Raw genomic sequence first — 21,324 nt, 5'->3', positions numbered from 1 at the left:
GCGGGCCGGGCTGGTCACGCGGCGGGCGTGTGCCACAGGACGGGGTGCTTCCCGGCGACCACCTCGTCGGGGGTCTCCACGACGCCCAGGGCCATGCGCAGCGCCCGCACCGCGTGGTACAGACGCGATTTGACGGTGCCCGGCGGTATCCCGAGCACGAGGGCCACCTCACGCGTCGACCTGCCGGTGTAGTAGGTCTCGTACAGCACCTGTCGGTGCTTGGGCGAGAGCGACTTGAACGCCTGCTGGAGGATCATCGAGGAGAGCAGGCGGTCCAGGTCGTCGGTCTTCGCCAGCAGCTCGTCCAGCCAGGCGGTGCCGTCGACCTCCTGGGGGCGGGCCATCCGCAGCCGGTACTCGTCGATGACGAGGTTGCGGGCCACCCTGAACAGCCACGGCCGCAAGGGCTGGTCGTCCTCCATGCTCTGGGTGCGCCAGCAGCGCAGCAGCGTCTCCTGCACCACGTCCTCGGCTCTGTGCCGATCGCCTCCCAGCAGACGCAGGACATAGTGGTACAGGTCCCTGGCGTGGTCGTCGTACAGCGTGCGCATCGCTCGTTCCCGGGCGGCGACAGCTCCAGTGGATCCCATCACGGTCCAGCTCAAGGTCGTACTCCCTCGTTCTGTGACCTCGTGGCGAAGGTCGGGCGTCGAGGCCGGTTCAACAGCCCCGATCGCTGGGAGTCTCGCGAGCCGGGTTCCACGTCGAATTGACGAGCGATTTACGTACGACCGATGGATCCCCCCGGAACCGGAGGGCGCGCATCCGTAGCGGCGGGGTCACCCCAACCAGGGCTTCCCCGCCGCTGTCACCAGGTTGAGCTGGGCTTTTCCTCTCAGGCCGCGCCGGTTACGCGGGTGTCCGACGCGTCGGTGAGGGCGCGCATACGGCGATTGACGAGCCGCGGCAACGCGGCGTCCACCACGGTCCGGCCGCCCTGTTCCCCACGTGTGGACGACACGGCGAGCAGTACGGCGAGCAGGGCGCGGCCGTGCTCGACGGCGGACGGCACGTCCTCGACCAACAGCCACGCGGCGGCCGCCCGGGTCAGCTCCTCCCGCACCCGGGGGTCGCCCTGCCGGTGGCGGATCCGGGCGAGTTCGATACAAGTGGCCGCGGCGAGGCGGTGGTTGTCGCTCCGGTGGGCGACGAACGCCTCCAGGGCGTGGGCCTCAAGTGTGTAGGGGTGTTCGCGGCCGAAGGCGCGCGCGGTGTGTTCCCGCAGCCGGAAGGCGAGCGCCGCCGCCTGTTCCAGTGCGCCGGCGTCCACGGAGTGGCGGACGAGCGCGACGAGTTCGGCGAGTTCGTCCGGCACGGCCTGCGGGACCGCGTCCGGAACCGGCTCGTCCACCATCGCGGGGTGCGTCCCGCCGGAGCGGGAAGGCGCGTGGACCGACGGGCGCCCGGCTTCGACGGGCGGCGGTCCGGTCGGCCGAACAGCCACCGGAGGCGGGGCCGTGACCGGAGGCGGAACAGCAACCGGAGGCGGGTCCATGACCTGCGAGCGAACAGCGACCGGAGGCGAGTCCATGACCTGCGGCGGAACAACGCCCGTAGCTGGGGCGGAAGTTGGCGGCGGAGCAACCGACCGGGGCTCCGCCGCCGGCGTCTCGTCGTGTTTCTCGTGAAGCAGGACCCGACTCGAACCGTCGGGTGCGACCTCGACGAGGGTGACTTCGCCCCCCGGCCTGTCGAAGATCACCGCCTCGACGGGCACGCCCAGGTCCTCCGCGTGACGGTGCATCATGTCGAGTACGACGACATGCACCGGTTCGCCCTCCGGCACCCGGAGAGGTTCACCGTCCACCGCCGCACTGCCGTCGTGATTGATGAGCACATCGAAGGGGGACGCCGTCGGCGCGGTGTCGTCCCGTGCGTAGTCGTTCCCTGCGTCGTCGTCCTGTGTGTTGTCGTCCTGTCGGTCCTGACGGATGCGCTTGCTGAACACGTCGTGCCTCCTTGCTGTGCTGGTCTGCTGGTCTGCTGGTCTGCTGGTCAAGTGGTCAGGTGGTGCTGGGCGTCGGACGCGGGCTGAGGCTCGGGTACTCCTCGTCGTCCCCCAGGTCGACGGACTCGGAGTACAGGGCGAACGACGACCTGACGCCGATGACGTAGCTCTGCGCCTTGTCGGTCTTGGGTACGCCCTTCGCCTGCTTGACGGCGTCCAGACCGACCGTGTACGCCGCAAGGGTCATGTCCAGGCTGTTGCCAGCGACCTCGTTGTTGGCGATGAGGGTGTCGATCTCCTTGGCCAGCGAGCACATGTACCTGCCCTGGGCCATGATCGAGTCGGCGGCGTCCAGGGCCGAGGTCTTGTCGTTGTCGTCGTCGTCCTTGCCGAACTCCTTGAACTTGTCCGGCGGCAGCTGGGAGATGCCCTCTTTGCCGTCGGGACCGACCAGTTTCGGGTTGAACTGCGACTCCAGCTGGATCTGCGAAACGATCACGATGGCGCCGATCTGCTTGCACTCCACCCCGGCGTCCTGGATGCGCGAGAGGTAATCCACGGGCACCGCCCCCTCCTTCAGCGCCCCCTTGCCGTCGCTGTTGAACGCCGCCACGACCTGGTCGGTGTCCACAGCACTGCCACCGCCGCCACCGCCTCCGTCACAGTCCAGGATGCCGATCTCGCAGAGCAGCACGATGGGCCAGAAGATCCAGCCGAGGGCGCAGACGACGATCGTCCCGGCGAGGAGGAGCAGGAAGAGCAGGGGCGCGATGAGGCAGCCGAAGGCCCCCGTGCCGATACCGGCGGCTATGTAGACGGTGTTCTTCCCGGCGTCGGAGGAACTCTCCCCTTCCCCGCCACCACTTGCGCCCACTACCCGTCACACCCCTTGCCTTCGCCTGCCGAACATGCGTCCCCGGGCTCCCTTGAACCAGGTCGCCCGATTTCCCGTAGTCGCTGCCCGACGGATCACCGCGGACACGCACGCCGCAACGGACACGACGGTCCAACAGTTCAATCCGGGATCCGTCGCAGTACGCGACACGAGGGAAGGGGTGGATGCGCATGGGCGTCCCTTCGGCACCGTCCGCCGGCTCGCAGATGTGGGTCCGGGGACCGACCGCACAACAGGCTGCGCCACCGGCACAGACAGCACCGCCGGCACACCACACGCCGATGCCTGTGGCTCCGACGGCACCGACGGCACCGACGGCACCGACCGGATACCGGGCCGCGCCGGCGCCGACCGCACCCACCGCACCCACCGCACCGACCAGGCCCTCACGGCCGTCGGTCCGGACCGCGCTGCCCAAACCCCCCGCGCCGGCGGGGAGTTCACCGGCGCGGCATCAGGGCCAACGGATCGCCTGGGTCACCACGCACGGCGGGGCCGGGGCGAGCACGCTCGCGCGGGTGCTGGGCGGCGCGGACATCGGCCACCGGTGGCCCGACCCGGCCAAGGGCGAACCCGGCCAGGTGCTGCTGGTGGCACGTACGCACAACACGGGCATGCGGGCGGCGTCCCACGCCCTGAACGCACTTCGTAAGGGAGACCACCCCGCCGGAGTGGAGCTCGTCGCCATCGTCCTGGTCGCCGACGCGCCGGGATCGCTGCCGCGCGCGCTCGGCAGGCGTGTGCGCGTGCTGCGTTCGGCGGCCGAGGTGCACCGCGTTCCGTGGGTGCCGGCCTGGCGCCTCGGCGACGAGGTCGAGCAACTGCCCAGGGCGGTACGGGCGCTGGCACGGCGTATCGCGGCCCCGGCCGGAAAGACGAGGAGATCGCGGTGATCCTCTCGGTCGCAGAGATCTTCAGGGCGGACATCGACCCCGACGCATTCACCCCCAACGGTTCCTTCAACCCGGGAACCGAGGCCGCCGATCTGCTCGGCATCCTCACCTGGGTCGTGTCGGCCGCTTCTGTCGCGGGCCTGATGATCGTGGGCCTCCAGATGGCCATGCAGCTACGCCGCGGCGAAATGGGCGAGGGGGCGACCTATTTCAGAGGGGCGTTCTTCGTCGTTGGCGCCTGCGTCCTCGGCACCTCCGCCGGACCGCTCGTCAATTTCATACTGGTGCCAATTCTCTGACAGCCGAACAAATCCCCTAACAGCCGCAATACCTGGAGAAGATCATGAAGGACACCCTGCTCTCGCTCTCCGTCGCCGGACACAATTACCTGGCCGACGGCGAGACCGCCTCAGCTGTCCCCCAGCCCACCTCGGGAGCCCCGGACAAGCTCGCCGACGCGGTCAACGTCGTACTGGGTATCGCCGCTTGGGCCGGCACCGTCGCCGGAGTGGCGGGCGTCCTCATCACCGGAATCATGATGGCCGTGTCCATGAAGCGCGGAGAGAGCTCCGAGCACTTCAGCCGCCTCGGCATGGTGCTGGGCGGCTGCGTCCTCGTGTCCACCGCGGGGCCCATAGTCGACTTCCTCTTCCCGTAGAGCCCGATCACAGGAGAGGCCATCGACGTGCTCGGCACCATGCGAAAAAGAGACCCGGTTGTCGGGCCTTTCTACAAACAGCGAGGCTGGATCAACTCGGCCCTTTTCCTGGGCTTTTTCGTGGTCATGTCGTTGGTGGCCCTCGTGGTCAACCCCCCGAGCGGCGAAGTCGCCGCGAGCAACCGGGAGACCCTCGACGGGCTCGGTGGCCCGCTGTCTCCCGACGATCCGCAGCGGGTCCGGACGGGGCCGGGCGGCCGGCCGGAGAACTGTCGTACCGACGACGGGGACACGGCCCGGCCCACCGCGGCGCCGACAGACGTGAAGTGGCGCCAGCTCGTCACCATGATGGCGCCCACCTCACCATCGGCAGGCCCTCTCCACACCGACGCCACCATGTGGTGGTGCTTCGCCCACACGCCCACCGGGGCCGTGCTGGCGGCGCACGTCATTCCCGTCCAGTTGAGCGGCGTCTCCTGGCGCATCGTCGCGGAGCAGCAGATCGTGCCCGGGAAGTCGCGCGACAGTTTCGTCACCAGCAAGGCCGAGGCCGAGGAGACGAACCCGCGGGAGAACGCCGTCGGAAGGTTCACCGGCTTCTCCGTGGAGTCGTACACGGACGACTCCGCGACCGTACGGCTGCTCGTCACCAATCCCATGGGCGGCTACCTGTCGACGTCGGTGTCCGTTCGCTGGCGGGACGGCGACTGGAAGGTGGCGCTCCTGGATGACGGGTCTCTCTACTCGTCCGTGAAACAGGCGACGCCCAATGGCTTCATCATGTGGGAGGCGTGAGATGTTCCTGGCCGCGGCAGGCGACGGATGTAACGGCGGTCTCGACTTCCTCGGGATGTTCGGCGACCCCATCGGCACCATGATCAACATGGTGGCAAAGATCATCATTCAGGGCGCCATCGGGATCTTCCAGTCCGTGGGGGACATCTCCTCGACCAACGAGGCCGCGTCGGGCAAGATCAGCGACCAGACGCGGTGGATCACCACATACCTCGCCTGCGGCTCGATCCTCTTCGCCGCCGCCAAGATGGCCCTGGACCGGAAGGGCGACTCGGGCGGGACCGCCCTCAAGGGCATCCTGCGCGTCATTCTGGTCAGTACGGCCGCGACCGCCGTGATCGGCACGTTCGTCGACCTCATGGACCGGTACTCCACTTACCTCCTCCGAGGCAGCCTCCTCAACCTGATGGAGGGCATCAACTGCAACGGCAACATTCCGGACATGCTGCTGCTGGTCGTCGGGTGCCTGCTCATCATCTCCGGCATCATCCACGCGCTCCTGATGTGGATCCGGCTCGGCGTGATGATCGTCCTGATGGGCACGCTCCCGATGGCCGCCGCCGCGTCGATGACGGACTGGGGCGGCAGCTGGTGGCGCAAGCACATCGGCTGGCTGACCGCCTGGCTGCTGTACAAGCCGACGGTCGCCCTCGTGCTGTACTCCGGCGCCATCATGGTCGACTCGTCGGAGTCCCACAGCGACGTCGACACACAGATCGCCGGAATGGGCCTGCTGCTGCTGTCGGCCGTCGCCCTGCCGGCACTGCTGAGACTGATCGTCCCGGCGACCGCCGCCCTCGGCGGCGACTCGGTCGGGAGCGCCACCATGGGCGTCGCCGGGGGCCTGGCCTCCGGAGCGAAGTCCCTGGCCGACTCGGCCGGCAGAAACGGAGGCGGCGGCTCCTCGGGACCCTCGGGCGCCAACGGAAGTAGCCCCTCCGGTTCGAGCCAGGAGGGAGGCGGTGGCGGCGGAGGAGGCGGCGGCGGAGGCGCTTCGAAGAGCGGCGGGTCCTCGACAGGAGGAGGAGGGGGCGGCGGCGCCGGCAAGGCGGCCGGAGCGGCAAGCCCCGCCCTCGCCGCGATGGTCATGGCCGCGGAAGTGGCGGGGAAGGTCGGCAAAGGAATCACGGACGTCGCCAAGAGCGGGGTCGAGGGCGCCGGCGGAGACGGCAACTGACCGTCACCAGGTCGGGTACGGCGTGGGCCTCCCCCTGGACGCTCCGGCCGCACGGCATGTGCGGCCGGGGCCGCGCCCCCGGACACACCGGGGCACATCTCAACTCGCCCGCGCCGTACCCCAGTTCCACCCAACGGAAGGGAAACAGGTAACCCATGTCCACCCAAGCCGCTGCCGTCGACCCCACATACGGGAACTGGCGCAGGCCCAGGCGAGCCGGCTTCGGGCCGTTCGGTCTCCTCGGCACCATCGGACTGTTCGGCGGACTCGTCTTCGACCTGATGATGTCGCTGGTCTCACTGCAACTCACGGTCGCCGTGCTCGTGCTCCAGGTCTTCTTCATGCTGCCGCTGGCCGTGCGCACGCAGGACGGGCGCAACGTCTACCAGCTCTTCGCCGTGCGCATCAGCTGGTTCCGGCGCAAGGCCAAAGGGTCGAACGCCTATATCTCCGGTCCGCTGTCCCAACGCCCCGGCGGCAAGTTCCGTCCGCCGGGACTGCTCAGCCGGGTCAAGGTCATCGAGGGCAGGGACGCCTACGACCAGCCGTTCGGCGTGGTGCACCACCGCAGCCGCAACCTGTACACCATCGTCCTGGGCTGCGAACCCGACGGTGGATCCCTGGTCGACCCCGACCAGATAGACAACTGGGTGGCGTCATGGGGCCAGTGGCTGGCCCGGCTGTCCAGCGAACCGGGTCTGCGCGGGGCCTCCGTGGTGGTGGAGACCGCCCCCGACACCGGCACCCGGCTCGCCAACGAGGTGCTGCCGCGCATCACCCCCGACGCCCCGCCTGCCGCGCGGGCCGTGATGGAGGAGGTCGTGCAGCGGTATCCGAGCGCGTCGTCGGAGATGCACACCTACCTCGCGCTGACCTACGGCATGCCGCCGGGCCAGAAGCGCAGGACCGAGGACATCCTCACCGACCTGGCCATCCGCATCCCCGGCCTGCTGGCGGGAGTGGTGGGCGCGGGCGGCGGCCCCGCGTCCCCCTTGTCGGCCGAGCGCATCGCCGAAGTCGTACGCGTGGCCTACGACCCCGCCGTGGCGGCGGATGTCCTGGAAGCCCGCGCCCTGCACGGCGGCACCGGCCTGGAATGGGAAGACGCCGGCCCCTCGGCGGCCGTCGAGAAGGTCAACGCCTACCAGCACGACTCGGGAGTCTCGCGGACCTGGATGCTCACCCTCGCGCCGCGCGGCACAGTGCGCGCGCAGGTGCTGCGCGGTCTGCTGGAGGACGCGCCCGGCACCCGCCGCAAGCGGGTGGCGCTGCTGTACCGGCCCATCGACCCGGCGACCTCGGCGCGCATCGTCGAGTCCGACCGGCGGGCCGCGCAGTTCATGGCGACCTCCAAGCGCGGCATGGTGCAAGCGCGTGCGGCCAACGAGGTGCGCGCCGCCGAGCAGACGGCGGTGGAGGAGGCCACCGGCGCGGGCCTCGTGGAGTTCTCGCTGATGGTCACGGTCACGGTCGACTCCGACGCCGACCTGGAGGACGCGAACGTGACAGTGCGCAACCTGCTGGCCGGAGCACGGCTGTTGATGCGCCCGGCCGACCGCATGCAGGCGGCGGCGTTCAGCTGCACGCTGCCGGTCGGAATCCTCCCGTGGGAGCACACCCTGGTGCCGCGCGAACTGAAGGAAGCACTGTGAGGACCAAGAACACGCGCGACAAGGGCAGGACCGCCTACGAGGACGACGACGCCCCGATCACGTACAAGGACGAGGGCCCGGACCTCAACCCCAAGAAGGACAGCAAGAACAACAAGAAGAAGGCGCAGGCGGAGGCCAGGAAGAAGCCCGGCTCCGAGCCCCCGGAGGAGAAGGAGAAACTGGCGCCCTCGCGCGGCTGGTACGGACCCGGCGGCGGCCAGGTCGCCAACATGGACCCGCCGACGATGTGGCGGGCCACCACCGTCCAGGCGTGCGGACTGTGGCCGTTCGCGGCGGGCTCGGGCGCGCCCATGACCGGCGTCCCACTGGGCCAGCACCTCTACACCGGGGCAACCGTCTGCGGCGACCCGCTGTCCTGGTTCACTCGCGCCCACTACATCTCCAACCCCTCCCTGTTCATGCTCGGCATGCCGGGCCTGGGCAAGTCCACCCTGATCAACCGCATGCTGATCGGCCTGGCCGCGACCGGCGTCGTGCCGATGGTCCTGGGCGACCTCAAGCCCGACTACGCCGACACCGTGCGCGCCCTTGGCGGCCAGGTCATCTCCATCGGGCGCGGTATGGGCGGCATCAACGTCCTGGACCCCGGCGCGATGGGCGCCGCCGCCCGGCGTATCGGCGGCGAGGCCGGACGGGTGCTGCACGCCGAGACCCACGGCCGCGTCCTCAACATGGTCGCCGCGCTCATCACCATCGTGCGCGACCGCCCCATGGACGACCACGAGCAGTCCGTACTGTCCGCGGCCCTGCACCATCTGCGCGAGCGCACCCCGCCGGACCGCGCGCCGCTGCTGGGCGACCTGGTACGGATCCTCGTCGAAGGTCCTGACCGGGTGCGGGCGGTGACCCTGGACCGCGGGGACGAGAGCCGCTACCGCGACGCCGTCGACCCGCTGCACCGCTCGCTCCTCGGCATCCTCGACGGGCCGCTGGGCGACACCTTCGCCTCCGAGACGTCCACCCGCATCAACCTCAACTCGTCCGCGGTGTGCATGGACATCTCCCGGATCGGCGAGGCCGACACCCAGCTCACCGCGGCGGCGATGCTGGCCTCGTGGTCCGACGGTCTCGGCACGGTGGCCGCCTCGCACGCCCTCGCGGACGCCGGACTCGCGCCCCGGCGCTGGTTCTTCACCGTGCTCGACGAGCTGTGGCGGCCGCTGCGCGCCGCCTCGGGCATCGTCGACCGCATCGACGCCCTGACCCGCCTCAACCGCAGCCTCGGCCTGGGCGACGCCAAGATCACCCACACCCTGAAGGACGCCGAGTCGCTGGGCAGCGACACCGACCGTGTCAAGGCGCGCGGCTTCGTCGAACGCGCCGGCATGGTGGTGGTCGCCGGGCTGCCGCGCCAGGAGATGGAGGAGCTGGGCCAGATCGTGGGCCTGTCCCGCCGGGAGATCAACCTGGTCTCCTCCTGGTCATCGCCGCCCGGCTGGGCCGCGCACGGGGACCGCGAGGAGCCGCCGGGCCGCGGCCGTTTCCTGATCAAGGTCGGTGGCCGGCCCGGCATCCCTATCCAGGTCGCCATCACCGACACCGAACGGCACCTGCACGACACGAACAAGCGCTGGGTGGCGAACAAGCCGGCCAACGAAGGCGGGTTCGAGCACATCCCCGACGACCCGTACGGACATCTCCCCGACCTCTCCAAAACGGCAACGGACAGAAGGTGAACCGCGTGACCACGAACGCGGTCGAGGCCAGGAGGTTCTCCCCGTGACAGCCAACTCACCCAGAGGCCAGACGTACGCCAGTGAACTGATGCCGTGGGCGATCGTGCTGGTGGCCGGCGGGTTCATGACGACGTTCGCGGGCGTCTGGCTCGGCGGAACACTGGCCGCCACCGTGACCGGCTCGGGCTGGAACCCCCCGCCGTTCACCCTGACGACGTTCGGCACCTTCGTCACCGAAGGCCCGGCAACGCTTTGGCCGGGCGCCTCACCGACCGGCGTGCTGGCCGGGATCGGCCTGGTCTTCGGCACGTTCCTGGCACTCGTCCTCCTGGCCGTGCGCCAGGTGATGCGCCACCTGTCCCGGCCCAAGGGCCTCGCCGGGCGGCGGGAGTTGGCCGCCATGGGACCGGACGGCATCGCGGCCCGCGCCCGCGAGCTGCGCCCCTCGCTCAAGGGCCGGGAGCACCTCCACCCCGACGAGACCGGCAACCTCCTCGGCGACCTCGCCCCGAGCGGCCCCGAACTGCGCTCCTCCTACGAGGACGTCGAGCTCGACCTGATGGCCCCGCGCGCCGGCAAGTCCACGGGCATCGCCGTCCCCCGCGTCCTGCGCGCGCAGGGGGCGGTGCTGCTGACCTCCAACAAGTCCGATGTGTACGCCGTCACGCGCGCCGAACGCGAGAAGGCCGGCACCGTGTGGACCTTCGACCCGCAGGGCATCGCCCACGCGCCGCGCGAGATGTGGTGGGACATCCTCGCCGACTGCCACACCATCGAGGGCGCCCGCCGGCTGGCCGGGCACTTCGTGGCCTCCGTCAACGACGACCAGTCCAAGAAGGACTTCTGGATCTCCGCGGCCCAGAACACCCTCACCGCCCTGTTCCTCGCGGCGGCCCGCGGCGAGGCCTCCGTCCTCGACCTGCTGGCCTGGCTCGCCGACCCCGCCGACCGCACGCCGGTGGACCTGCTGCGTGACGTCAACATGGTCGCCATGGCAGAGCAGTTGCAGGGCACGGTCCGCGGCGCGGTCGAGACCCGCGACGGCATCTACGAGACCGCCCGGCAGTGCGTGGCCTGCCTGCTCGACCCGGAGATCGTCAGGTGGGTGACGCCCGACCCGAGCCTTCCGCAGTTCAGGCCGGACGTGCATGTGCTCGGCCGGGACACCCTCTACCTGCTGTCCAAGGACGGCGGCGGTTCGGCCGCGGGCGTGATCGCGGGCCTCGCCGACGCGACACTGCGCGCGGGCGTGGTCGCCGCCGAGCGCACCGGCGGCCGGCTGGACCCGCCGATGACCGCCGTCCTCGACGAGGCCGCCAACGTCTGCCGCATCTCCGACCTGCCCGACCTCTACAGCCACCTCGGCTCACGCGGGATCAACGTCGTCACCCTGCTCCAGAGCTACCGCCAGGGCAGCCGGGTGTGGGGCGAGGCGGGCATGGACGCCCTGTGGAGCGCGGCCACGATCAAACTCCTCGGCGCCGGCCTGGACGACGCCGACTTCGTCGAGAAGATCTCCAAGCTCGTCGGCAACCAGGACATCCGCACCCCGTCGATCTCCCGGAGCAAGGAAGGCACCTCCCGCTCGTACTCCTACCGGCTGGACCCGGTGCTGCCCGCGGACAAGATCCGCGCCCTGCCCAAGGGCACCGCCCTGCTCCTGGCCACCGGCGTACGCCCCGCTCTGATCCGCCTGCGCCCCTGGTACAAGGAGCCCAATGCGGGCCCGATCTCGGCGGCGGCCAAAGCGGAGGTGGCCGCCATCACCGAGCGGGCGGCCCGGTCATGGGCGGGAACCCCCGGGGCCCGGATCACCGACGGCCTGTCCAGATGGCAACGGGAAGCGGTGACCCTACGGAAGGGCACCGACGCGTAGGGCTTCTCCGAGGTGCCGTAGGGGATCGGCCGGCGGCGGCTTTGGCGCGGGCCGGCGCTGGGGCAGCGGCCCGGCCGCCCGGCGCGAAACGGAACGCCGCCGCCTCCGAACGCCTCTTCCAAGGCGTCGTACGCCTTCCGGCGAGGCGGCGTGTGCGCGGCCGGACCCTTTGAACCCTCTCGCGACAGCCGACGTTGTGCCCTGACAGCAAGGGACTCGATCACCGTCATCGACCCGACCGGAAAGGCCGCCTCATGTGGATCTTTCGCCGTTCGCCGGAACGTGACCGGCGTGACGTCTCCCGTGACACCGAGTACGGCTTCTTCTCCGTCGACGAGGCCGCGCATTTCCGGGCACAGGTCCGTGAGGCCTTCGCCGAGCAGGGGCTGGAGGTCACCCTCCACGCGGGCGCGGTGAGCGACAGCGCGGGACGCCAGTTCGGTCTGGGCAACATCGCGGCGATCTGCCACAACGACCCCCGCGGACGGCGGTGGTGGCCGCAGCTGATCCGCGGACACGTCGGCCGCCTGGTGCGGGTGCTGGACGGACCGTCCCCGCTGGACCTCCTCACGGCCGACCAGATCCTCGCCCGGCTGCGCCCCTGGGTGGTCGCGCGGGACATCGTCGAGCCGAACCCCGCCCGGTACGTCCATGCCCGCGTCGTCGCGCCCGGCCTGTGCGAGGTCCTCGCCCTGGACCTGCACGAGAGTGTGATGACGCTCCCCGACGACCTGCTGGAACCGCTGGGCGGCGTCGTCGATCTGCGGATCCGTGCGCTGCGCAACCTCCGTGAGCTTCCGGTGGAATGCCACACGGTTCTTCATGGTCCACAGGAGATGAGCTTCGACGTGGTGACCGGGGACTCCTTCTTCACCTCCAGCCGTGTCCTGGCGACGGACGAGCTCGCCCGGGACCTCACCGGGCGCGACCTCGGTCCGGACGGAGCCCTGGTGGCCATGCCGAACCGCCACCAACTGGTGCTCCGCCCCATCGGCACCGTCCAGGACGCCACCCTGCTCCCGACGCTCTACGGCATGACCGTCTTCGCCGCCGCCAACTTCAAGGACGCCGCGGGCCCGGTCAGCCCGGACGTGTACTGGTGGCACGGAGGGACGCTCACCCGGCTCGTCCGGAACGACGGCGGGGAACCCGAGTACACGCCGGACGTCGAGTTCGAGATGTTACGGAGGCGACTGGCCGGCAACGACGCCGACAGACGCTTCTGACGACGGCTCTCCGAAGGCGGCGCACACGAGCGATCAGCCGCGCTGTGAGCAAGCTCTCCCGGCCGCGGTGCCCGAAAAGTGCCTCCGTCACGAGTCACCCGATACCGATTGGACACCGCTGGTCAGACCTGCAACCATCTGCGTGTGCGCCAATTGGGGGCACGCAAAACCGTGTGCGACACTGTCTTACGCAGCCGCACACAACAGCTTGGTCCTGTGGAGCAGCTTGGAGTGCTCGCCACCCTGTCAAGGTGGAGGCCGCGGGTTCAAATCCCGTCAGGACCGCTGAAGTTCCGCAAGGAACTTCGTGGCTGGGTAGCTCAGTTGGTACGAGCGATCGCCTGAAAAGCGATAGGTCGCCGGTTCGATCCCGGCCCCAGCCACCTCCCCGAAGACCCCGTCCGCTGGACGGGGTCTTCGTCGTTCCCGGGCCGTTCAGCCCGAGGCGTGCGCCGCCACGGCCGTCCGCCCCCCGGGGTGCCGGTGCCGCCACGTCAGGAACACCGCGCAGGACACCAGGGCCCACCCGGCGAGGACCAGGAACGGGAACCAGTGCTGGTAGCCGGCGAAGTACACCGCCGTGTGCTGGGCGTTGACGGAGGCGCCGGGCGGCAGCCAGCGGCCGATGAGGCCGAGCACGGACGGAAGGAGGGGCCAGGAGACGGCGCCGCCCGAGGACGGGTTGCCGAGGATGACCATCAGGCCCCAGGTGGGGATCATCGCCCAGCGCCCGAAGAGGGTGTTGAACATCGTGAACACCATGCCCGACGTGAACATGGTGAACGCGAGGATCAGCCAGGACTCGACGAACGGCAGATCGAGGGCGCCGAGCAGCCAGTCCACTACCGCCGCGATCGTGAACCCGCCGAGCAGGGCGTACACGACCGTGAACGCGATCCGTTCCAGCGGGTTCAGCGCCCGCGCGTTCACGCTGAGCTGGGTCGCGCCGACGAAACCGATGATCACGGCCGCGAGCGAGATGTAGAAGATCGCCAGGCCTCGCGGGTCGCCCTTCTGCAGGGGCTTGATGTCCGTGACGGTCACCGCGACTCCCGTCGCCTTCCCAACGGCCGGCGCGGCCTCCTCCAGCAGTTCCGCGACCGAGGCCCCGGACGCCCCGGAGACGTCGAGCGTGACCGCCCGCCCCGACTCCCGCACCTCAAGAATCGCGAAGACCTTCTGTTCGTCCACCGCCCGCACGGCCGCCGCCCGGCTGTCGTACGTATGGATCTTCAGCGAGGCGTCGAGCGCCTTCTCCATCCCTTCGACGAATCCCTTGCCCTGCACCTCGTCAACTCCCCCCACCACCGCCGTCGGCACGTGACGGGGTGTCGGATTGGCCATGGTGTACGTGTATGAGCCCGCGAAGAGGCCCGCCGCCACGGTGATGATCAGCACGAGGACGGTCGCGGGCAGGAAGGGCGACTCCTTGAAGGCGGCCCACCGCTCACGACGGGTGGGCGGCCGACCATGGGCACCGTGCGGCATCTCGGACATACCGCCCAAGCTAGAGCCACGTAAGCGATATTTCTCCGCGAGGACGGCCGACGGCGTTCCCGGCGGGTGTCCAGCACGCAAAAGCGTTCGCCAGTCATTTCGCCGAGGTGAGATCCTGGACGGCGTATGTCTACGCACCCTGCCCCCGCACTCGGCGATCTCGCCGCCCGCCTGACCGAGCTGTCCCTGCGCGACGCGCAGCGGCTCGGGCGCAGGCTCGAAGGCGCGCGCAAGATCCGCAAGCCCGAAGCCCGGTCCGCCGTGCTCGCCGAGATCGACGCGGAGGTCACCAAGGCCGCGGCCCGGATGGCCGAGCGCCGCGCTCGCGTGCCCGCGATCACGTATCCCGAGCAGCTCCCGGTGAGCCAGAAGAAGGACGACATCGCGGCGGCCATCCGTGATCACCAGGTCGTCATCGTCGCCGGCGAGACCGGTTCCGGTAAGACCACCCAGATCCCCAAGATCTGTATGGAGCTCGGCCGTGGCGTCCGCGGCATGATCGGGCACACCCAGCCCCGCCGTATCGCCGCCCGTACCGTCGCCGAACGCGTGGCGGACGAGCTCGACGTGCCGCTGGGCGAGGCCGTCGGCTGGAAGGTCCGCTTCACCGACCAGGTGAACCCGGACGGCACCTTCGTCAAGCTCATGACCGACGGCATCCTGCTCGCCGAGATCCAGACGGACCGCGAGCTGCGCGCGTACGACACGATCATCATCGACGAGGCCCACGAGCGGTCGCTCAACATCGACTTCCTGCTGGGATACCTGGCCCAGCTGCTGCCCAAGCGGCCCGACCTGAAGGTCGTCATCACCTCCGCGACCATCGACCCCGAGCGCTTCTCCCGCCACTTCGGCGAAGCGCCGATCGTCGAGGTCAGCGGCCGTACGTACCCCGTGGAGGTCCGCTACCGCCCGCTCCTTGAAGAGGAGGGCGAGTCCGCCGAAGGTGAGGAAGGGGACCGCGACCAGATCACCGCGATCTGCGACGCCGTCGAGGAGCTCCAGGGCGAGGGCAAGGGCGACATCCTCGTCTTCCTGTCGGGAGAGCGCGAGATCCGCGACACCGCGGACGCGATCACGAAGAAGAACTACCGCTTCACCGAGGTCCTCCCCCTCTACGCACGCCTCTCGCACGCCGAGCAGAACCGCGTCTTCCAGCAGCACACCGGGCGCAGGATCGTTCTGGCGACCAACGTCGCCGAGACCTCGCTCACCGTCCCGGGCATCAAGTTCGTCATCGACCCGGGCACCGCCCGTATCTCCAGATACAGCCACCGCACCAAGGTCCAGCGGCTGCCCATCGAGCCGGTCTCGCAGGCCAGCGCCAACCAGCGCAAGGGCCGCTGCGGCCGTACGTCCGACGGCATCTGCATCCGCCTGTACTCCGAGGACGACTTCCTCGCCCGCCCGGAGTTCACCGATGCCGAGATCCTCCGTACGAACCTCGCCTCCGTCATCCTCCAGATGACCGCGGCCGGTCTCGGCGACATCGAGAAGTTCCCCTTCATCGACCCGCCGGACCACCGCAACATCCGCGACGGCGTCCAACTCCTCCAGGAACTCGGCGCGTTGGACCCGGCCCAGCAGGACCCGCGCAAGCGGCTCACGGAGAGCGGCCGCAAGCTCGCCCAGCTCCCGGTGGACCCGCGCCTGGCCCGGATGGTCCTGGAGGCCGACAAGAACGGCTGCGCGCGCGAGGTCATGGTCATCGCCGCCGCGCTGTCCATTCAGGACCCGCGCGAGCGCCCCGCCGAGAAGCAGGCGCAGGCGGACCAGCAGCACGCCCGCTTCAGGGACGAGACGTCGGACTTCCTCGCGTATCTGAACCTGTGGCGGTACGTCCGCGAGCAGCAGAAGGAGCGCGGCTCCTCCGCGTTCCGCCGGATGTGCAAGCAGGAGTACCTGAACTTCCTGCGCATCCGCGAATGGCAGGACATCTACACGCAGTTGCGGACCGTCGCCAAACAGATGGGCATCCATCCGAACGAGGACGACGCCTCCGGCCAGAGCGTCCACGTCTCCCTGCTCGCCGGTCTCCTCTCCCACATCGGCATGAAGGACGTGAAGGAGGGCGCGAAGAACGAGTATCTGGGCGCCCGCAGCGCCAAGTTCGCGATCTTCCCGGGCTCGGCCCTCTTCAAGAAGCCCCCGCGTTTCGTGATGTCCGCCGAGCTGGTGGAGACCTCACGGCTGTGGGCCCGCGTCAACGCGCGGATCGAGCCCGAGTGGGTCGAGCCGCTCGCCGAGCATCTCCTCAAGCGGACGTACAGCGAACCGCACTGGGAGAAGGACCAGGCCGCGGTGATGGCGTTCGAGAAGGTCACGCTGTACGGCGTACCGATCGTCGCCCAGCGCAAGGTCAACTACGGGCGGATCGACCCGGAGGCCAGCCGCGAGCTTTTCATCCGCAACGCGCTCGTCGAGGGTGACTGGCGTACGCACCACAAGTTCTTCGCCGACAACCGCCGACTCCTCACCGAGGTCGAGGAGTTGGAGCACCGGGCGCGGCGCCGCGACATCCTCGTCGACGACGAGACGCTCTTCGACTTCTACGACCAGCGGGTGCCCGAACACGTGGTGTCCGGCGCGCACTTCGACTCCTGGTGGAAGCACCAGCGGCACGAGGAGCCCGAACTCCTCGACTTCGAGCGGTCGATGCTCATCAACGAGCGGGCGGGAGACGTCAGCAAGGACGACTACCCCGACTCGTGGCGTCAGGGTCCCCTCAAGTTCCGTGTCACCTACCAGTTCGAGCCGGGCGCGGACGCGGACGGCGTCACCGTCCACATCCCGCTGCACGTCCTGAACCAGGTCACCGACGAGGGCTTCGACTGGCAGATCCCGGGGCTCAGGGAAGAGGTCGTGACGGAGCTCATCCGCTCCCTCCCCAAGCCGATCCGGCGCCACTACGTGCCCGCCCCGAACTACGCGACGAAGTTCCTGGAGCGGGCCGTGCCCCTCCAGGAGCCGCTGCCGGTGACGATGGCGCGCGAGCTGAAGCGCATGGTCGGTGTTCCGGTGAGCGCCGACGACTTCGACTGGTCCCGGGTCCCGGACCACCTGAGGATCACCTTCCGGATCGTCGACGAGCGGCGCCGCAAGCTCGCCGAGGACAAGGATCTGGCGGCTCTCCAGCTCCAGTTGAAGCCGAAGGCGCGCCAGGCGATCTCGCAGGCCGCGGCGGCGACGGCGGAGCGCGAGGGCGGGGAGTCCCTGGAGCGCAAGGGCCTGACCGACTGGACGATCGGCTCGCTCACGCGGGTCTTCGAGACGCGCCGGGCCGGTCAGCCGGTCAAGGCGTATCCGGCGCTGGTGGACGACGGCGACTCCGTCTCCGTACGCCTCTTCGACACGGAGGCCGAGCAGGCGCAGGCGATGTGGAAGGGCACGCGGCGGCTGATCCTGCGCAACATCCCGGTGAACCCGGGCAAGTTCGCCTCGGACAAGCTGACCAACGTCCAGAAGATCGCCCTGTCCGCGAACCCGCACGGCTCCGTCCAGGCCCTCTTCGAGGACTGCGCGACGGCGGCGGCCGACAAGCTGATCGGGGACTTCGGGGGCCCGGCGTGGGACGAGGAGTCGTACCGGAAGCTCTACGAGAAGGTGCGCGCCGAGATCGTCGACACGACGGTCCGCACGGTCGGCCAGGTGCAGCAGATCCTCGCCGCCTGGCAGGCCTGTGAGGGCCGTCTGAAGGGCACCCGGAGCCCGACGCTGCTCGCGAACCTCACGGACGTACGGACGCAGTTGAACGGCCTCGTGAAGCCCGGCTTCGTCACCGGGACGGGGCTGCGCCGGCTCCCGGACCTGATGCGCTATCTGGTCGCGGCCGACCGCCGCCTCCAGCAGATGCCGACGAACGTCCAGCGGGACACCTCCCGCATGGAGAAGGTCCACGAGATGCAGGACGAGTACGCCTGGCTCCTGGAGCAGCTTCCGCAGGGCCGGCCGGTCCCCCAGCAGGTCCTGGACATCCGCTGGATGATCGAGGAGCTCCGCGTCAGCTATTTCGCCCACGCGCTCGGCACGGCGTACCCCGTCTCCGACAAGCGCATCGTGAAGGCGATCGACGCGCTGGCCCCGTAACGGCGTATCTACGGTGGGTGAGTTCGACCCCGGGGCCGCCCCTCCTGTACAGTCTCTTTTCGCAGCCCAGCGCACCGACAAGTGGTTGCGAAACCTGGTCCTGTGGAGCAGCTTGGAGTGCTCGCCACCCTGTCAAGGTGGAGGCCGCGGGTTCAAATCCCGTCAGGACCGCAGTGAACAAGAGGGCCCGCGCCGACAAGGTGCGGGCCCTCTTGTCATGCCGGCGAAGCCCCTCACCACCCCGTCGAGGCGGAGGCCGCGCCCGCGGCGCAGCCGCAATCGGATGCAGCAAATCCCGTCAGGACCGCAGTGAATGAAGTGCCCCGCATTCTCGCCGGATGCGGGGCCCTTCGCGTTCAGAGGCCCGGAGCTTCGGCTCCGGGCCTTTCGCATGCCTCGACCTTGCCGCGTACGCCCCGAGGTCGCTTCGTATGTCTTGACGTCGTCACATTCCGCCGGTACCCAGAAACCAGGCCTCTTGCCCTCGTGAGGCCTCCTGGAGGTGCACATGGCGGCAACCGCCCGGCACGAGACGCGCGCTCTGCTCCGCGCCCACCTGGCGGCCGCCTCCGAGTACCGCCACCTGACGCGCCACTGCCCGATCTGCCACCGGCTGCTGCGGCTGGCCATGGAACCGGCCCCGTACGGCGAGGAGGACACTGAGGGCGTCGAGGGCGCCGCCGAGGACGAAGCCTCCGCGGGGCCCCAACTCCCTTAGCGCAGAAGCAGAGTGGGCGACAAGGACTCTGGCATGTGACGGGTGTCACCGCATAAGTTTTTGAAACAGCGCAACTTACACCTCACCTACAACTGGTCAATTTAATATGTGCAATTGCACCAGCCTGCGAGGGCCACCCACAGCAGATCCGACAGCCCTCCCCAGACTCCGACAAGCCCACTCACAGACCCGCCACGAGACCCACATCCAGCGCACAAAAAAGATCGCGCTGGACCCGGCGGAGTCCAGCGCGATCTACGACGCACCCTTGTCGCTTGTGTAATTGGGTCGGGCGTGGGTCCCGTTGGGGCAGGGCCCGCGTCGCTTGGAGCTGTGGTTCGGGCGCAACGGCAGATTGGGGGTCCTGCCGAAATGCCCGGCTATGCGCTTGTTCAGGCCTCGCTGCGCTGCTGCGGGATACCCGCGAGTAGCGCGCGCACCTCAGCTTCGCGATAGCGGCGGTGCCCGCCGAGCGTGCGGATGGACGTAAGCTTGCCGGCCTTCGCCCACCGCGTGACCGTCTTCGGGTCCACGCGGAACATCGTGGCGACCTCAGCCGGGGTCAGCAGCGGCTCGGCATCAGGGGTGCGAGCGGTCATGAGCGGCCTCCTCGGGAGAACCGAACCTTCTCGGTTCATTCCTCTAAATTCTGCACCTTGACCCGCGTTGCCCGAAATGGCGGACGCGGGCCGAGTCGGTTATAGGACGAACGGCTTGTCCTCGGCACTACAACTACACCATCCGTCCAGCCACGTCGGCCAAACCGATGGAATTGCCCTCCCAGGTGTTCATCAGCGACGGAAGCCGATGGACCATGCCATAGCGGACAGTCACGCCGCTGTGACGATCAGTCACAGGGCGATCAGGAGTCACCAGACCCCCCATAGCGTGCAATGCTGAGATTCCACCCATACGTGGGCGGACGGAGCCCTCCCCCGGGCTCCTTGTCCTATTTTGACACGAGGAGGGGTAAGGGGCGCAAGGGCCAGGAAAGTGCCATCCGTCACGCTTGGCACGCCATTGACGCAAAAGCCCGGATCAGGACTTACGTCCCGTAGCCAAGGGTCTTCAGTGCGTCACGACGCGGTAGTCGTCCGGCATGTGACGGCAGCACACGCCGGAGCGCCGACGGTACGTCAGTTCGCGGACTGCCGGTCGCGCACCGACCGCCAGCGTTCCACGAGCCGCCCGTACGCCTCACCCGCGGCGGCCCCGTCCCCGGTGCGCAGCGCCTCGATGCCCTCGTGGACGTCCGCGGCCGAGTGGTCGCCCTCGAGCTCCCCGGCGGGCAGGACGTGCACGAGCCCGCCGTAGTCCAGCTCGACCAGCGAGCGCGGGTGGAACTCCTCCAGCCAGCGCCCCACCTCCAGCAGACCGTCGATGAGCGGTCCGTCCTGGATCGTGTCCTTCAGCGTCTTCAGGGCCCGCGCCGTCCGCCGCCGCGCCTGCACCATCGGCGTCCGGTAACGCAGCGCCGGCGCGGCCCCGTCGGGCCCCGCGCCCTTCTCGTACAGCCGCTCCTCGTCGGAGACGAGCACGAACCAGTTCAGCGGCACCTGCCAGGTCGCCGTGCGGATCCACGGGCGGGCATCGGGGTTGCGCTCCAGCCAGCGTTCGTAGTCCAGGGCCGCCTGACGGCGTACGAGCGGGGGCAGGACCGCGTCCAGGACCGGCTCGGGCAATTCCTCGCCCAGCTCGCCCAGGGCCTGCCAGCCGCGCAGCCGGGTGCGCCAGGGGCACACACAGACCACCCCGTCGACCTCCACCACGAACGCGTCGCCGCTCTCGTGCACCGGCACGGCGACCGGCGGGGTGGGCAGCAAGTCGGCCAGGGAGCGGCGCAGTTCGTCCTGGTACGAGGGGCGCTCGGGGCGGCGGGCGTACCGCGCCCAGTGGCCGCGCTCCGGCTCCGGGAAGGCGGCCAGCGGCTCGTACACGCGCAGATAGGTCGCGTACGGGACGATCACCGAGGACACCTTGGGCACGCCTGCTCCCTCCCCAACCGGCCGGACGTGAAACCCGGGCTCGAAACCCGCTCAACCCACGCACACGAGACCGGGAAACCACTGCAAATCGTGCCACGGCCGAGGAGGAACGTAACCCGGCGGAGGGTGATCCTGAACACTGCGCGGATCGCGGCCCCGTCCAGGCTCTAGTCTCATGCCCACGGGAGCCCGCCACCCGTACGGGACCCGCACGTCAACCG

At 69.4% G+C, this 21,324-nt stretch carries 17 protein-coding genes and 3 tRNA genes; 14 read left to right on the top strand and 6 right to left on the bottom strand.

Features of this window, described 5'->3' with window-relative positions:
* Positions 1–14: 14 nt before the first annotated feature.
* From AB0N66_RS32830 to AB0N66_RS32820, 3 genes are all read right to left on the bottom strand, one after another.
* Entirely contained in the window at positions 15–605 is a 591-nt protein-coding gene (locus AB0N66_RS32830) for a sigma-70 family RNA polymerase sigma factor (RefSeq protein ID WP_365441880.1), read from the bottom strand.
* A gap of 230 nt (positions 606–835) precedes the next feature.
* Positions 836–1,948, bottom strand: a complete 1,113-nt coding sequence (locus AB0N66_RS32825; protein ID WP_365441879.1) for a hypothetical protein — start codon at positions 1,946–1,948, stop codon at positions 836–838.
* A 55-nt stretch (positions 1,949–2,003) separates the two neighbouring features.
* Complete coding sequence (locus AB0N66_RS32820) at positions 2,004–2,822, bottom strand: transglycosylase SLT domain-containing protein (RefSeq protein ID WP_365441877.1); 819 nt, start codon at positions 2,820–2,822, stop codon at positions 2,004–2,006.
* 302 nt (positions 2,823–3,124) lie between these two features.
* Here AB0N66_RS32820 and AB0N66_RS32815 point away from each other — a divergent pair, with 302 nt between their 5' ends.
* The 11 genes from AB0N66_RS32815 to AB0N66_RS32765 all read left to right on the top strand — a co-directional run bounded on the left by AB0N66_RS32815 (position 3,125) and on the right by AB0N66_RS32765 (position 13,200).
* Positions 3,125–3,736, top strand: coding sequence for a DUF6668 family protein (locus AB0N66_RS32815; RefSeq protein WP_365441875.1), 612 nt, complete (start codon positions 3,125–3,127; stop codon positions 3,734–3,736).
* Positions 3,733–4,035, top strand: a complete 303-nt coding sequence (locus AB0N66_RS32810; RefSeq protein ID WP_365441873.1) for a hypothetical protein — start codon at positions 3,733–3,735, stop codon at positions 4,033–4,035. The genes AB0N66_RS32815 and AB0N66_RS32810 overlap by 4 nt, the downstream gene beginning before the upstream one ends.
* A 44-nt stretch (positions 4,036–4,079) precedes the next feature.
* Positions 4,080–4,394: a hypothetical protein gene (locus AB0N66_RS32805; protein WP_365441871.1), complete on the top strand. Its 315-nt coding sequence runs from the start codon at positions 4,080–4,082 to the stop codon at positions 4,392–4,394.
* A gap of 27 nt (positions 4,395–4,421) precedes the next feature.
* Positions 4,422–5,189, top strand: coding sequence for a hypothetical protein (locus tag AB0N66_RS32800; RefSeq protein ID WP_365441869.1), 768 nt, complete (start codon positions 4,422–4,424; stop codon positions 5,187–5,189).
* Between the two features lies 1 nt (position 5,190).
* Complete coding sequence (locus AB0N66_RS32795; protein WP_365441868.1) at positions 5,191–6,366, top strand: hypothetical protein; 1,176 nt, start codon at positions 5,191–5,193, stop codon at positions 6,364–6,366.
* A 155-nt stretch (positions 6,367–6,521) separates the two neighbouring features.
* Positions 6,522–8,018, top strand: coding sequence for an SCO6880 family protein (locus AB0N66_RS32790; RefSeq protein WP_365441866.1), 1,497 nt, complete (start codon positions 6,522–6,524; stop codon positions 8,016–8,018).
* A 230-nt stretch (positions 8,019–8,248) separates the two neighbouring features.
* Positions 8,249–9,715, top strand: a complete 1,467-nt coding sequence (locus AB0N66_RS32785; protein WP_365441998.1) for an ATP/GTP-binding protein — start codon at positions 8,249–8,251, stop codon at positions 9,713–9,715.
* A gap of 88 nt (positions 9,716–9,803) precedes the next feature.
* Entirely contained in the window at positions 9,804–11,591 is a 1,788-nt protein-coding gene (locus tag AB0N66_RS32780; RefSeq protein WP_365441996.1) for a TraM recognition domain-containing protein, read from the top strand.
* A 254-nt stretch (positions 11,592–11,845) separates the two neighbouring features.
* Positions 11,846–12,817 carry a hypothetical protein gene (locus AB0N66_RS32775; protein ID WP_365441864.1) on the top strand — a complete coding sequence of 324 codons (972 nt, stop codon included), beginning with the start codon at positions 11,846–11,848 and terminating at the stop codon, positions 12,815–12,817.
* Between the two features lie 210 nt (positions 12,818–13,027).
* A tRNA-Asp gene (locus tag AB0N66_RS32770) sits at positions 13,028–13,102 on the top strand.
* Between the two features lie 24 nt (positions 13,103–13,126).
* Positions 13,127–13,200, top strand: a tRNA-Phe gene (locus tag AB0N66_RS32765).
* Positions 13,201–13,252: 52 nt separating this feature from the next.
* On the opposite strand, the gene AB0N66_RS32760 is transcribed toward AB0N66_RS32765, so the two are convergent.
* Positions 13,253–14,305, bottom strand: a complete 1,053-nt coding sequence (locus tag AB0N66_RS32760) for an ABC transporter permease (protein ID WP_365441994.1) — start codon at positions 14,303–14,305, stop codon at positions 13,253–13,255.
* A gap of 135 nt (positions 14,306–14,440) precedes the next feature.
* Here AB0N66_RS32760 and hrpA point away from each other — a divergent pair, with 135 nt between their 5' ends.
* From hrpA to AB0N66_RS32745, 3 genes are all read left to right on the top strand, one after another.
* Complete coding sequence (gene hrpA, locus AB0N66_RS32755; protein ID WP_365441862.1) at positions 14,441–18,400, top strand: ATP-dependent RNA helicase HrpA; 3,960 nt, start codon at positions 14,441–14,443, stop codon at positions 18,398–18,400.
* 96 nt (positions 18,401–18,496) lie between these two features.
* Positions 18,497–18,571 (top strand) — tRNA-Asp (locus AB0N66_RS32750).
* A gap of 337 nt (positions 18,572–18,908) precedes the next feature.
* On the top strand, positions 18,909–19,118 hold the full coding sequence (locus AB0N66_RS32745; protein ID WP_365441860.1) for a DUF6274 family protein: 210 nt from the start codon (positions 18,909–18,911) through the stop codon (positions 19,116–19,118).
* Between the two features lie 392 nt (positions 19,119–19,510).
* Here AB0N66_RS32745 and bldC read toward each other — a convergent pair whose 3' ends face one another.
* Together bldC and AB0N66_RS32735 are read right to left on the bottom strand one after the other, a co-directional pair.
* Positions 19,511–19,717: a developmental transcriptional regulator BldC gene (bldC, locus tag AB0N66_RS32740; protein ID WP_003949541.1), complete on the bottom strand. Its 207-nt coding sequence runs from the start codon at positions 19,715–19,717 to the stop codon at positions 19,511–19,513.
* 537 nt (positions 19,718–20,254) lie between these two features.
* Positions 20,255–21,103, bottom strand: coding sequence for a hypothetical protein (locus AB0N66_RS32735; RefSeq protein WP_365441858.1), 849 nt, complete (start codon positions 21,101–21,103; stop codon positions 20,255–20,257).
* Positions 21,104–21,324: the final 221 nt, after the last annotated feature.

The organism is Streptomyces sp. NPDC093544, assembly GCF_040683495.1.
GTDB lineage: Bacteria > Actinomycetota > Actinomycetes > Streptomycetales > Streptomycetaceae > Streptomyces.
The sequence above is the reverse complement of the archived record's forward strand: the minus strand, read 5'-3'. Positions and strand labels throughout refer to the sequence as shown.